14 protein-coding genes are annotated in these 12,369 nt (G+C 40.9%); 11 read left to right on the top strand and 3 right to left on the bottom strand.

Annotated features, from left to right (window positions below):
• Positions 1-12 precede the first annotated feature (12 nt).
• The 4 genes from hflC to GX654_21370 all read left to right on the top strand — a co-directional run bounded on the left by hflC (position 13) and on the right by GX654_21370 (position 4,584).
• Positions 13-903 (top strand): protease modulator HflC, encoded by an 891-nt coding sequence (gene hflC / locus GX654_21385; protein ID NLD39418.1) that lies wholly within the window; start codon positions 13-15, stop codon positions 901-903.
• 12 nt (positions 904-915) lie between these two features.
• Complete coding sequence (gene hflK, locus GX654_21380) at positions 916-1,887, top strand: FtsH protease activity modulator HflK (GenBank protein NLD39417.1); 972 nt, start codon at positions 916-918, stop codon at positions 1,885-1,887.
• A 15-nt stretch (positions 1,888-1,902) separates the two neighbouring features.
• Positions 1,903-3,738, top strand: a complete 1,836-nt coding sequence (locus tag GX654_21375) for a metallophosphoesterase (protein ID NLD39416.1) — start codon at positions 1,903-1,905, stop codon at positions 3,736-3,738.
• Between the two features lie 414 nt (positions 3,739-4,152).
• Positions 4,153-4,584, top strand: a complete 432-nt coding sequence (locus tag GX654_21370) for a tetratricopeptide repeat protein (GenBank protein ID NLD39415.1) — start codon at positions 4,153-4,155, stop codon at positions 4,582-4,584.
• Positions 4,585-4,605: 21 nt separating this feature from the next.
• On the opposite strand, the gene GX654_21365 is transcribed toward GX654_21370, so the two are convergent.
• On the bottom strand, positions 4,606-5,118 hold the full coding sequence (locus GX654_21365; protein NLD39414.1) for a UpxY family transcription antiterminator: 513 nt from the start codon (positions 5,116-5,118) through the stop codon (positions 4,606-4,608).
• A gap of 221 nt (positions 5,119-5,339) precedes the next feature.
• On the opposite strand from GX654_21365, the gene GX654_21360 reads away from it, so the two are divergent.
• From GX654_21360 to GX654_21345, 4 genes are read left to right on the top strand one after another with little or no spacing between them, the layout of a single operon-like run.
• Complete coding sequence (locus GX654_21360) at positions 5,340-6,014, top strand: deoxynucleoside kinase (GenBank protein NLD39413.1); 675 nt, start codon at positions 5,340-5,342, stop codon at positions 6,012-6,014.
• Between the two features lie 21 nt (positions 6,015-6,035).
• Positions 6,036-6,884, top strand: a complete 849-nt coding sequence (locus tag GX654_21355) for a pantoate--beta-alanine ligase (GenBank protein ID NLD39412.1) — start codon at positions 6,036-6,038, stop codon at positions 6,882-6,884.
• Between the two features lie 38 nt (positions 6,885-6,922).
• On the top strand, positions 6,923-8,086 hold the full coding sequence (locus GX654_21350) for a methionine adenosyltransferase (protein ID NLD39411.1): 1,164 nt from the start codon (positions 6,923-6,925) through the stop codon (positions 8,084-8,086).
• A 10-nt stretch (positions 8,087-8,096) separates the two neighbouring features.
• Complete coding sequence (locus tag GX654_21345) at positions 8,097-8,408, top strand: hypothetical protein (protein NLD39410.1); 312 nt, start codon at positions 8,097-8,099, stop codon at positions 8,406-8,408.
• A 131-nt stretch (positions 8,409-8,539) separates the two neighbouring features.
• On the opposite strand, the gene GX654_21340 is transcribed toward GX654_21345, so the two are convergent.
• On the bottom strand, positions 8,540-8,698 hold the full coding sequence (locus GX654_21340) for a four helix bundle protein (protein NLD39409.1): 159 nt from the start codon (positions 8,696-8,698) through the stop codon (positions 8,540-8,542).
• A 292-nt stretch (positions 8,699-8,990) separates the two neighbouring features.
• Positions 8,991-10,139 (bottom strand): MucR family transcriptional regulator, encoded by a 1,149-nt coding sequence (locus GX654_21335; GenBank protein NLD39408.1) that lies wholly within the window; start codon positions 10,137-10,139, stop codon positions 8,991-8,993.
• 370 nt (positions 10,140-10,509) lie between these two features.
• On the opposite strand from GX654_21335, the gene GX654_21330 reads away from it, so the two are divergent.
• The 3 genes from GX654_21330 to GX654_21320 are packed head-to-tail and all read left to right on the top strand — an operon-like array spanning position 10,510 to position 12,269.
• Entirely contained in the window at positions 10,510-11,304 is a 795-nt protein-coding gene (locus GX654_21330; protein ID NLD39407.1) for a hypothetical protein, read from the top strand.
• Between the two features lie 9 nt (positions 11,305-11,313).
• Positions 11,314-11,835: a sigma-70 family RNA polymerase sigma factor gene (locus GX654_21325; GenBank protein ID NLD39406.1), complete on the top strand. Its 522-nt coding sequence runs from the start codon at positions 11,314-11,316 to the stop codon at positions 11,833-11,835.
• A gap of 2 nt (positions 11,836-11,837) precedes the next feature.
• Positions 11,838-12,269 (top strand): hypothetical protein, encoded by a 432-nt coding sequence (locus tag GX654_21320; protein NLD39405.1) that lies wholly within the window; start codon positions 11,838-11,840, stop codon positions 12,267-12,269.
• The last annotated feature ends 100 nt before the right edge of the window (positions 12,270-12,369 follow it).

The following is a 12,369-nucleotide window of genomic DNA, read 5'->3' as shown; positions in this document are numbered from 1 at the left end:
GGGCCAAATAGTATGAAAAAAATTCTCCTCATCTTATCAGTTTTAGTCATTATCGTTTTGTCACTGTATGGGATACTGTTTACAGTCAATGAAGGCACAAATGTAATAATCACCCAGTGGGGCAGGGCCATTAAAAGTGTGGATACAGCCGGAATCCATGCCAAATTGCCCTGGCAGAAGGTAAACATATTTGACAGCAAAATCAATTGTTTTGAAGCGCAGACACTGCAACTGTTATTAAAAGACAAAAACCCTATTATTGTAACATGCTACATAGCATGGAAACTTGATAACCCTGAGACCTTTTTCCAGGCGCTCAACAATGTTGAGAATGCCAAATTGAAGCTTGGGGACCTTGTTAATTCACAGCTTGGAATAATTCTAAGCGATTACGAGCTTGATAAAATTATCAATACCACTCCTGGAAATGTAAAGCTCCAGGAGATTTATGAGAGATTGACAAAGGAGGCCAATGCAAGAACCACCTCCAGATACGGTATTGAGATCATCCAGGTTGGCCTTAAAAAAATAATCTACCCGTCAGTGGTCAGTAATGCGGTTTATCAGAGGATGAAGGCTGAGAGGACAAAAGAGGCTGTTAAATATACGGCAGAAGGAGAAGAGGAGGCCACAAAAATCAGGGCAAACACCGACAGGGAGGTAAAAGAGCTTCTGGCCGCCGCATACAAAGAGGCAGAAGAGATAAAGGGTGAAGGGGATAAAGAGGCTCTGAGGATATATGCTGACGCATACAAGGAAGACCCTGAGTTTTTCAAATTTGTAAAATCACTCCAGGTCTATTCGCAGATACTGGATAAAAATACTACACTGGTTTTATCAACAGACTCTGATTTGTTTGAATACCTCAATGCAAAAGATCTGAAATCAAAAACCGGGCAATAGGGAAGCAGTAAAATGAGTAAGACAATAAGACATCATCTAAAAGATACTGCATCCTCTCTTATAAAATATTTTGTCTCTGTAATCCTGGCCGGGTTGGCAATTATATATCTCTTATCAGGAATATATAAGGTATCAGAAAGTGAGCTGGGCGTTATTCAGAGATTCGGGAAGGTGATAGATGGCAAGGTGGAACCTGGCGGTCATTACAGGCTGCCGTGGCCAATAGATACTGTAACAAAGGTCCCGGTAAAAACAACCCATTCAATGGATATAATAGACTTTTCTCTTAAGCAAGCCAGTGATGAAAAAAATGAATTTCGGGATATAACCGGGCTGTCTATATACTGTATTACAGGTGATAATAATATTGTCTTTATCGATTTTGTTATCAGGTATAATATTGTTGATCCTGTCAAATACCTCTTTAACATTAACAGCAGTGAGGATTTTTTAAAACATACCGCCTGCGCAGCGGTTATCAACAGCCTTGCAGGAAAAACAGTTGATGACATCCTCACAGTTGGTAAAAAAAGTGTTGAGGTATATCTGAAAAAAGAGATCCAGGAAAATCTTGATTCACTAAACAGCGGGCTCGGTATCAATGATATAGAGATAAAGGATGTTTCACCCATTAAGGCGGTAAGGGATTATTTTGAGCGGGTTATCAATGCGCAGATTCAGAAAAGAGAACTGATAAACAATGCGGAATCCTATAGAAACCAGAATATCCCAAAGACAAAAGGCATGGCCATGCAGATAACAGAGGAGGCATGGGGTTACAGAACACAGGTGATAAGTCATGCACAGGGAGATGCAGACCGTTTTAAACAGCAACTCAATGAGTACAGCAAGGCAAAAGAGATAACAAAGCAGAGGATGTACCTGGATTTTATTCAGCAGAAATTTCCGGAACTGGAAAAGATAATACTGGTTGATAATACGGGTAAAAAAAGGGTCATAAATCTTAGATTGCTTTCGAATTAGGTGGATGTGATATAGATGACAGGATACATTAAACCAATCAACAATACTGTTAAATTTGCTCAAATAATACTTGTGACCTTACTGCTAGCCGCATCTGTTTTATTTCAGCCTTTTTTCTCTCCATTTGCCCATGCTGAGGGCGGGGGACGATACCAGTCAACAGATGCATGGTCATTTGGTGTGCATGGCGATACTCAGTGGACGATTGCAGAAGATGCTGCAAACCCCAATTTTGTATCAGGGGCCATGATCAGGCAGGTAAATGATGAATTCATCAAACATAAAGTAAAACTTGTCATTGCACTTGGAGACCTGTCTGACAGGGCCAAACCAGGGGCAATGGCAACAAGAGCGGAATTCGCAAAACCATTATATGATGCAGGTATTGGCCTGTTTCCGGTAAGGGGAAACCATGAGTCATATGGCTGGCTATATAATTATGCCCCTGTTGAGGCAGAAATAAAGGCCATGCTTGAAAATTTTCCGCAGACACAAAAGGAGATGTATGGGGCATATAATCTTTCAAGCCCTGTAACACTGGATGGAAAATACAGCAATGAGCTTCAAGGGTTAAGCTACTCCTTTGACTATGGCCCGGATGGAGGCAATATCAGATTTGTTATCCTGGACACAGAAGATATTAAATGTGAGACAACCGAGAGGGAGATAAATGGTATTAAATATCCATACTGGGCAAAGGAGTGCAAAAACTATCCCATACCTTCACAGCAGGAATGGATAACAGAGAGACTTGATAAAACCGGACGCAATACCACCCATGCCATTATTTTAGCCCATCGCGCTCCAATGGGCCAGAACCATACGGATTCTCCCTTTAATCCGAACACCACTTTAGGGCAGGAATCTTATGGAATGGACCATAATCCTGAAGGGCAAAACGCCTTTTTTACAAGTCTGGATAAAAACGGGGTTGAATTATACCTGGGGGCCCATGACCACATACATCACAGGTCAATATTAAAAAGCCCGGATGGCAATGCACAGATACAGGAGATAATAGCCGCAGGATTGAGCACTAAATTTTATTCTCCTTCACCTATCCCCTTTCCTAAAAAAGACAGGCAGGGTAATGTTACAGTACCGGATCAGTGGTATAATCAAAAAGGGCGTGAAGTATCTTTATCACAGGAAGGAAATAACATAGGGTATTATATCTATACGGTAGACGGGCCGAGGATGTCAGCAGATTATTATGCTGATTCAAGGGGGAATTTTCAGTCAGGCAAAAGTTTTCCATTCGGAGAAAATAATCCGGAGTATCCAAAGGGCGTAGCGCCGGAGTTTCATTTTGTTAAAAAAGAGAGCTTTGGGTACAGCCTTAATGGCAGGGAGTTCCAGATTGAACAGGGTGAGTCATATAATGTTGTAAGTGACAGTTTTGATAAAACAAGCGCCAGGATACTTTATGGATTCAATAACAGCGCATCTGTTGATGCCAATAAACGTGGGTTGACAAAGGCGGTTGAGACAGGCTGGGTAAAAAACCCTGATAATAATTTACTCAAAAGCGATATCCTTTCCATATGGGGGATGTCTGAATTGGGGATGAATAACAGGACAGATATCTATGTCCTGTCCATTTCTTTTGAAGCAGGCGATGGCTATTCACTTAAAAAGGGCAAGACCTCGATTGCAACCTTTGCTGATGGGAAATGGGTTAATGCGGTTGATGAAAATTTCGGGGGAAAAAAGAAATTCATCTTTGGAAAATACCGGCCCGAATATGGCCTGGGCACCTATGGGATTGACCCAAAAACAAAAACCGCATGGGCTGTGCTTAATTACAATGCTGATTTTGCTGTCGCCATGGATATTGAAGCTGTTCCATGACAGGCTAAATAGCAGGAAAAATAAGAGATGTATTTAATTATATATTAATAGATTTAAACCTCTGCTTATAAGACGATAGTCTTAAGCTTTAGCATATCGGGGAAGAGGAATAATGACTCTACCCCGATATTTGTTTAAACTCCCATCATTGAAAATAAAAACTTCACAAAATTACAGGGCTGGTCTATAATGAACAAAAATTCAGGGGCGTTAACACAATTCAAACTGAAAATAGTATTTTTCTCCTGTTAAAGAAATATTTGCCTCCATTCTCGATTCATCCGGATTCAACCTGCCCTTTTTACAGGTTTGTTATGTAAACTGTGATTTTTAAAATTGTAACACGGGTAACTGATCACTAAAACATCATAGCCTTTAACCTGATAACTTCTTGATAAAAAGGAGGAGACAGATATGAGAGCATTATTAAAAATCGCATTAATAGTGATCCTGGTAACTTCTTTTAGCCTGGTAGCTGTTGCGCAGGAAGAACTATACAACAAGCTCAATGCAAGGCTTGCAACACTCTATAAACAGGGTAAGACCGAAGAGGCCATAAAGGTGGCTGAAGAGGCCTTGCAGGTGGCAATAAAAACATATGGTGAGGAGCACCCCTATGTCTCTGCATCTTTAAATAATATAGCGCTGCTATATATCAACCAGGGAAAGTATGAGAAGGCAGAGGCGCTTTATGAGCGGTCATTACAGATTGCAGAGGCCCTTCTTGGAAAGGATCATCCTCAGCTCGCAGGCATACTGGAGAACATGGTTAAATGCAACGAGGTGCTGGGAATGGTGGATAAGGCTGAAAAGCTCCAGGCCCGGCTGGAGAGCATAAAGGAATAGGGCCGCAATAAGAGGTAAAGGTTACTCAATCCTTTCAAGCGCCCAGTCTTCAATGGCTATTTCCATGGATCTGTTTATCAGCTCAACAGATACGACAACCTTATCGTTCTGTCCCTTATGATGCAGGTAAAAGCCCGTGAGGTTTTTTAATGGGCCGCTCACGATCTTGATCCTGTCACCAGTCTTCATGAATTCTCTGTTCTGGACTGTCCGGTCAGTGCCGTTCAATATCATCAAAGATTGGATCTCTTCATCATTTGCAGGCACGGGCTTTCCCTTGAAACCTACCAGTTGCACCACGCCGGGCGTTTTAAGGATGTTTATGTGTTCATCAGGCGCAAGCGCGCTGTTTACAAACACATAACCGGGGATCAGGGGCACCATTATCTTTTTTACCCTGTCTGTCCTCCTGCTCATTACCTGTATCCTGGGCAGAAACACCTCAATGGATTTACCGAAAATACCGTCATATACCTTCTGTTCAAACCTGCTTCTTGTGTGAACAGCGTACCATTTTGCCAAGTTTTCAGTCATAAACTAAATGTCCTTATGGCATTAATGCCTAATAAATTATCTCTGATATCAGGGAATTTGAAAGCGTAATAGTTGGAATTAGCTGCCATGTCAAGCGATTTCCAGCTTCATGGTAGAATGAATTATAAACCCTGTTAAATAGATAGTTTTGGGGGTTAAGGTTCCTTGACAAATTGTGCTGTCAATGTTAATTGATTTCGTCTTTCTTCATGTTCTGACGTATATTTAAACTTAGCTTTTTTAAAAAGGGAACAGCCATTAATAATCATATTGTAATAGAGGGGCCTCTTGGTGTTGGAAAGAGCAGTTTTGTTAAAAAACTGGCCCAGCATATGAATGGCCAGGAGCTCCTGGAACATACTGAGGATAACCCATACTTAAGCAAATTTTACAAAAATCCGAAACACTACAGGTTTCAGATACAGATGTTTTTTCTGATGAGGCGTTATCAGCATTCCCTTGAACTTGATAAACTTGATCCTATTAAAAGGCCGGTATTTACCGACTTTATGTTTGATAAAGACAGGATATACGCAAAGGCCAACCTTGATGAGAGTGAGTATTACCTGTATGACCAGATGTATCAGATACTTAAAAAGAATATAAAACCGCCTGATCTGGTTGTTTTTTTACAGGCCAAAACAGAGGTGCTTGTTGAACGTATAAAGAAAAGAAACAGGGATTATGAGCGCTCTATTAATGTGAAATACCTGGATAAGGTCAACAGGCTGTTTAATGATTATTTTTTCCATTATACTGATTCTCCCCTGCTCGTTATCAATGCATCTGAGATAGATTTTGTAAATGTCAAAGAGGACTTTGAAGACCTTGTTAATGAAATAAATAAAATAAAATCCGGGGTGCAGTATTATGTGCCTGCAAGTTCGAGAAAGTAGGTTATGGGAATAGAATCAATAATAGAAATCATAGAGTCAGCACAAGAGATGCAGGCAAGGTCAGAGGGGATAAGGCTTTCAGGAAAAAAGATAGGGCTTTTCCCGACACTGGGCTTTTTGCATGAGGGGCATCTTGAGCTGATCAGGCAGGTGAGAAAACGCTCTGATTTTGTTGTTATGAGCCTGTTTGTGAATCCGACTCAGTTCGGGCCTAATGAAGATTTTGAAAAATACCCCAGAGATACAGAGGGGGATTTGAAAAAGGCAAAGGGTGAAGGGGTGGATATGGTTTTTATGCCCCCTGTGAATGAGATGTACCCTGCGGGTTTTCAGAGTGTGGTCAGGGTAGATAATATTACAAGGCATCTGTGCGGCAGATCCCGGCCCGGCCATTTTGAAGGTGTAACAACAGTGGTTGCCAAGCTCTTTAATATCATAAAGCCCCATATGGCCGTGTTCGGTCAGAAGGATTATCAGCAGTTAGCAGTAATCAGGCGCATGGTAAAAGACCTTAACATGGATATTGAGATAATCGGTGTGCCTACAGTCAGGGAGCCTGATGGCCTGGCAATGAGTTCCAGAAACAAATATCTAAACCCGGAAGAAAGAAAGTCAGCATTGAGCCTTAAAAAGGCGATGGATATGGCCAATAGACTCGCTGGAGAGGGTGAGAGGGAGAGCAAAAACATCATTGCATCAATCAGTGAATTGATACTATCATTTCCCTTTACAAATATAGATTATATAAATATATGCGACCCTGATACCTTAGAGGATATTAGTGTTCTTAAGAAACAAAGCCTGCTTGCACTGGCTGTTAAGGTAGGTAGTACAAGGCTTATTGATAACTGCCTGATAAATATCGGTTAATAAATGTTGTTATATTTAAATAAAGAAAGGAGTTTCTGATGAAAAAGGCAAATTTTTTATTTACATCGGAATCAGTTACTGAAGGGCATCCTGACAAGGTTGCGGATCAGATATCGGATCATATTCTGGACAAGATGCTTGAACAGGATAAGTATTCAAGGGTGGCCTGTGAGACCCTGGTAACCACAGGTATGGCCATGATCGCTGGCGAGATAACCACAAATGCATATGTTGATCTGCCGGATGTGGTAAGGGATACCATCAAGAGTATAGGTTATACAGGCTCTGCAATGGGATTTGACTGTGAGACATGCGCTGTGTTGTCATCCATAGACAAGCAGAGCCCTGATATAGCTCAGGGTGTAGATGGAAAGGGGCTCTTTAAGGAGCAGGGAGCTGGCGACCAGGGGCTTATGTTTGGGTTTGCATGCAAAGAGACACCTGTACTTATGCCCATGCCCATTTATCTTGCACATAACCTGGCCCAGAGGCTTACTCATGTGCGCAAATCAGGCAAGCTTCCCTGGCTCAGGCCGGACGGGAAGACCCAGGTGACAATCCAGTATGTTGATGGTAAGCCCGTGAGTGTTCATACAGTAGTTATTGCTGCCCAACATGACCCGGATGTGGATTATGATACCCTGAGGCAGGCCATAGTTGAAGAGGTGATCAAAAAGATTATCCCCGTGGAAATGATTACAAAGGAGACACAGTTTTTTATCAACACAACCGGCAGGTTTGTTGTCGGCGGTCCATTGGGTGACTGCGGGCTTACCGGCAGGAAGATAATAATGGATACATACGGCGGATTTGGGTACCACGGCGGAGGGGCATTTTCAGGCAAGGACCCATCCAAGGTGGATAGAAGCGCCTCCTACATGTGCCGCTATATCGCCAAGAATATAGTTGCAGCAGGGCTTGCTGAAAAATGCGAGATTCAGATTGCCTATACCATTGGAAGGGCAGAGCCTGTATCAGTTCTGGTAGGCGCATACAGTACAGGCGTTTTACCAAGCGCTGAATTAACAAAGATAGTTCAGAAGGAGTTTGACCTGAGACCTGCTGCTATTATAGAAAAGCTTGACCTCTTAAGACCGATATATCGCAAGACAAGCAACTACGGGCACTTTGGCAGGGAGCTTCCCGAGTTCAACTGGGAAAAGACCGATATGGTTGAGACCCTTAAAAAGGCTGTAAAATAGGTTAATCTATATGGAAGAAGAACCCTCCTTTAAAGGAGGGTTCTTCTTCCACTACCAGTTTCTGATGCTGTTCACCTATTGTGGGATGCCCAATCTTGATCAAATAAATATGAGAATAGGGGTCCTCAAATTATCAATTGGGGTTGAAACTTTTAAAACACCTTACCCCAAACCTGTTGCCATACATTATAGCTTTTTGAATAATAACTGGGCCTTAAAAACAGCCTTAACAAAAAGATTTAAATTGAGCTTTACCGGCAGTTTCCCATTCATACTTCCGGTTAATTTTATATTTCGGATTATTGATGATAAGGCAGCATGAAATGTTACAATGCGTAGGAGCATTTCAAGCAGTATCAAAATGAAAAAAATGTCTGAATATAGTAGCATTTAATACCCTGATACTATGCCGGTCAATAATATGTTAGCAATTAAAGAGAATAGTAATGGAATTCATAATAGAAATAATAAAGTCTTTTGGGTAGCAGCACGTCTCATTTGGGATGTCAGGCCAAATAGTTCTTCTTTGGGGGATAACCTTGTTAACTTGTAAATGCTTAACACAACCTCATCTGCAAGTTGAAAAGCCTTGAGTTTTTTATGATCTCGCATTGTTTTCTCCTTTTTTTGAAGCAGTCTGGAGCGGTTGAGACTGAAGACTATTAGGTTTTTTCTAACAGCCTTCAGCCGAAACCGCTATAGCCTGTTTTTGATTACAAACATCATGCCACAGAGGAAAAACATATACTTTTAAAAGATAAAAGCAAAAGTTATCCAGTAATAGCAAGTTTTCTGACTGTTTAATCTACATGAAACGATTTAGGTAGAGGATTTGTTAGGGAAAATAGTTTTGAGTAAATGCACAATCTCATGTGCATGATGCACATTTTTAGCGGCGTCTTATTTAAAAGCCTTCATTTTTATTTTTTCCGCTCTTCCTCAGAACATGATTAATCTTATGGTATTTTTTAAGGACAGTGGATACCGGACCAAACCTGTACCATATCTTACCATAGAGAAATCTATTTTCATTGAATAGCCTGCCCGCAGTCATGTTGGAAGGGAGCTTTTTGATGGCTATTATCAGATCTTCTTCCTGTTCGTACAAAGATAACTTTTCCGGGTTCAACCCGACTTTAATGGCAAAGTTTTTCCAGTTTTTATATTTTACGATAACTATGGATCGGTATCGTTGCTTAAATTTTCGGAGGGCTTCCAGGCGCGCTTCACCGGTCAATTTGCTAATCCTGTGTGCTGCTTTTATAACCTTGTTCAACTCTTCATCAGTATACTGGTTTCTCAGTGATACTTTTTTGGGATCAATACCAGCGGCCTTAAGCGCCTTTGGATATGAGCCAAACTTTCGGCGTGCAGCATTGTAAAGCCGGAGATCCGATGTATAAATTGCATGGTCATTTAAAGGCAAACCTTTTTTTTGGCGATTCTTCAGGCTGTTTATCACATCTTCATCGGAAAGTCTGATGCAGGGAACCTGCTTCCGGTTCTCATCCGGATTGATTCCAAGCCTTGCTATAGCAGCGTCCCAGCTTCCATAGAAACGAATTGCAGCATCGGTAGTAGATCTGTCATGGGCCTGTATTGAATAAAAGTTGATCGGACCTCCACGCTCACGATAGTCTTCAATGCGGTCGAGAAGGTATTCAGGTGTCCAGAGTTCTTCCCAGTGAGGCAGGGTGGTTTTAAGGTTAATCGGTTTTTGTTTAACTCCTCTTCGTGCAATGCGAAGGGTTTCAGACATCAGTTCGGCGCCGGGATACTCCTTACGATATTCCTCAGGCGTTATGGAGTGTGTTCCCATAAGGTGTCCGGTAAGGATACTGAATTTTTTGCCACAGATTTTGCAGACAACGTGATCAAGGTATTCCCGCTCAATATCTTTGTAGTCGATCCCTGTTGCAATCAGCAGTTTTCGCCAGCCAAGAAAGGGTTTAACCGCAAATGCAGATTCAACCAGGTCAGGAAAGCGGCGTTTTGCAGCTGTCAGGTTAAGAGGTTCACCCTGGCTGTGAAGCTGCCTAATTTTAGCCACCATCCTGGAAATCTGGCTTTTGGTAGTTGAACTCATAGTGATGTTTTATTGGCCTTGTTATTTTTTGTTAATGGCGGGAATATAGAGAAGAGACTATAGGATGTCAATATCCTGTTTTATCTTCTATTCAAGAAAGGTCTTTATTTCATATATATTGCGCCTGAGGCTTTCACTACCAGTTGGTTGTAAACAGGTGGTGTTGGTAAAATAGTAAAATATTTGATTGATTTATAATCTTATCTCTTTCACACTTCTTCATTTAAAATATTTTTAATAAAAAATGAAGAAATAGGTTGCCCGGGAGTATTAAAAACAGGCAGTAAAAAATATGAACAGTCATGAAACCAAATCATTAATGAGGGGAGATTAACAAATGAAAAGTAAAATAAGCACGTTATCAGGATTGATTGCTGTTTTGTGTATTGTTTTTATTATGGGATGTAATGAGCAGAAAAGCGAGACGTCACAAGCTCAGGATTCTCTGGTTTTAAAAACATATAAGGTCCCTATCGGTTTAGAAAGAGACATTTATAATGATTTATATGGGCTTCTGGCAGTAAAAGAAGGCGAGCAGGCCGCCGGAAAGGTAAAGATATCATCAGACGGCCAGATAATGGTTGCAGCCCCGGAAAGCTTTCATTCAGGAGTGGAAGAGTATATTGAAAGGCTAAGCAGGAATAATCCCGGCCCGACGCCTTTAGCGGAAGTTCATTACTGGATGGTTGCGGGCAGGAGATCGGAGGCCCCCTCAAACCTGGATGAATTCGGGGCGATAAAACCTGCCCTTGATACAATTCAAAACAAACAGGGCCCTATGGAGTTTAAACTGCTTGATCATGTTGCAACGACTTCATCGGGCCAGAGATCAGGTAGTAGTCTTGTTGGCGCCAATATTTCAATCAGCCAAATGCTTTATGCATATCATGATGGTTCTGTGATTGTTGAACCAACTATCAAATGGATTAATCAAAAAAAAGACAGATATTCTCTAATGCAAGACAGCAGCCTTCGTACAAAGATTACAATCAAAAGCGGTGAGTTGGTCGTACTGGGTCAAATGAGGCAGGAATTTCGCGGGGTATCTATTTTTCTTCCTCTGAAAGATGAAGAAAAGCATGTTGAAGAAGTAGACGTATATTACATAATTTCTGCTGAAACTAAAAAATAAAACCGGTCAATGGCTGAAAAACCTTCAACATTGACAAGGAGTCATCTGGAAGGCCTTTACATTGAACTCGAAAAACCGCTGTTTAATGTGGTTTTTCGATATGTGTGGAATAAAGAAGAGGCACAGGATCTTGTTCAGGAGACATTTGTAAAAATCTGGAAGATCAGAGATCGTATTGATATGGCCACTGTAAAGCCTCTTATCTATAAGATCTGTATTAATAAGGCCTCGAGCTTTTTAAGGAGGAAACGAATATTGACCTTCTTATCATTGGATGGTCATTTAAAAGAGCCTGAGGTAAAAAATACAAACAGCCTTATAAAAAAGGAAGAATTGCTGTTGCTTAAAAAGGTGGTTGACGGGCTGCCTTCAAAGCTTAAGGAAACAGTGCTTTTAACTGAATTTTCCGATATGTCCTATGATGAAGCAGGTAAAGCGCTTGGCATTCCGGCAGGAACTGTAGGTTCAAGAAGAAACAAGGCAATCAGTATTATGAGAGAAAGGTTTAACAGACTGTATGGTCAGGTGTAATTATGAATAATATTAGATTTGAAAACCTGTTTGATAATATTGCCCCTCCTGAGGGAGGCATACACGGTTTAAGAGAAAAATTGGAAAACCTTGAGAAAAAGAGGGGCCTATTCTCTACTCCCAAATTTAAACCGGCATCTGCTTTTGCCATAGTTGCATTGCTTGTTCTGGGAATATCTTTTGTATTTATGAAACCGGAAAACAAGTCATTTATCGATCTTGCAGCCAAATCGGGCCATCCGATTTTTAATAAATATAATAAGCGACTGGAAACTGATGAGCCTGTATCAGTTCCTGCCGGCTTTAGAACTCATATTGCCGTAATGCGCATTGAAACTGAAAACAAAAATGTGAAATTTTATTTGATTGAAAATATTGCCGGTGAGACAATAGACACAATAGAAACAGACTCTGTATCAAACGACCCCATCTAGTGATAAACCCAGTATGATTATTCCCCTGGTTGCCCTTTATATATGATTTCTTGGAGTATAAATTTAACAGGTATACTGTGATTCATGATTTACTGCTTTT

The sequence above is a fragment of the Desulfatiglans sp. genome, assembly GCA_012513605.1.
Lineage (GTDB): Bacteria > Desulfobacterota > DSM-4660 > Desulfatiglandales > HGW-15 > JAAZBV01.
Note: the sequence above shows the minus strand (reverse complement) of the source record. Positions and strands in the feature narration are given on the sequence as shown.

What these genes read in the sequence shown, in the direction of transcription:
- hflC (NLD39418.1), top strand. Translation starts at nt 13, where the DNA reads ATGAAAAAAATTCTCCTCATCTTATCAGTTTTAGTCATTATCGTTTTG.
- hflK (NLD39417.1), top strand. Translation starts at nt 916, where the DNA reads ATGAGTAAGACAATAAGACATCATCTAAAAGATACTGCATCCTCTCTT.
- GX654_21375 (NLD39416.1), top strand. Translation starts at nt 1,903, where the DNA reads ATGACAGGATACATTAAACCAATCAACAATACTGTTAAATTTGCTCAA.
- GX654_21370 (NLD39415.1), top strand. Translation starts at nt 4,153, where the DNA reads ATGAGAGCATTATTAAAAATCGCATTAATAGTGATCCTGGTAACTTCT.
- GX654_21365 (NLD39414.1), bottom strand. Translation starts at nt 5,118, where the DNA reads ATGACTGAAAACTTGGCAAAATGGTACGCTGTTCACACAAGAAGCAGG.
- GX654_21350 (NLD39411.1), top strand. Translation starts at nt 6,923, where the DNA reads ATGAAAAAGGCAAATTTTTTATTTACATCGGAATCAGTTACTGAAGGG.
- GX654_21345 (NLD39410.1), top strand. Translation starts at nt 8,097, where the DNA reads ATGGAAGAAGAACCCTCCTTTAAAGGAGGGTTCTTCTTCCACTACCAG.
- GX654_21340 (NLD39409.1), bottom strand. Translation starts at nt 8,698, where the DNA reads ATGCGAGATCATAAAAAACTCAAGGCTTTTCAACTTGCAGATGAGGTT.
- GX654_21335 (NLD39408.1), bottom strand. Translation starts at nt 10,139, where the DNA reads ATGGTGGCTAAAATTAGGCAGCTTCACAGCCAGGGTGAACCTCTTAAC.
- GX654_21330 (NLD39407.1), top strand. Translation starts at nt 10,510, where the DNA reads ATGAAAAGTAAAATAAGCACGTTATCAGGATTGATTGCTGTTTTGTGT.
- GX654_21325 (NLD39406.1), top strand. Translation starts at nt 11,314, where the DNA reads ATGGCTGAAAAACCTTCAACATTGACAAGGAGTCATCTGGAAGGCCTT.
- GX654_21320 (NLD39405.1), top strand. Translation starts at nt 11,838, where the DNA reads ATGAATAATATTAGATTTGAAAACCTGTTTGATAATATTGCCCCTCCT.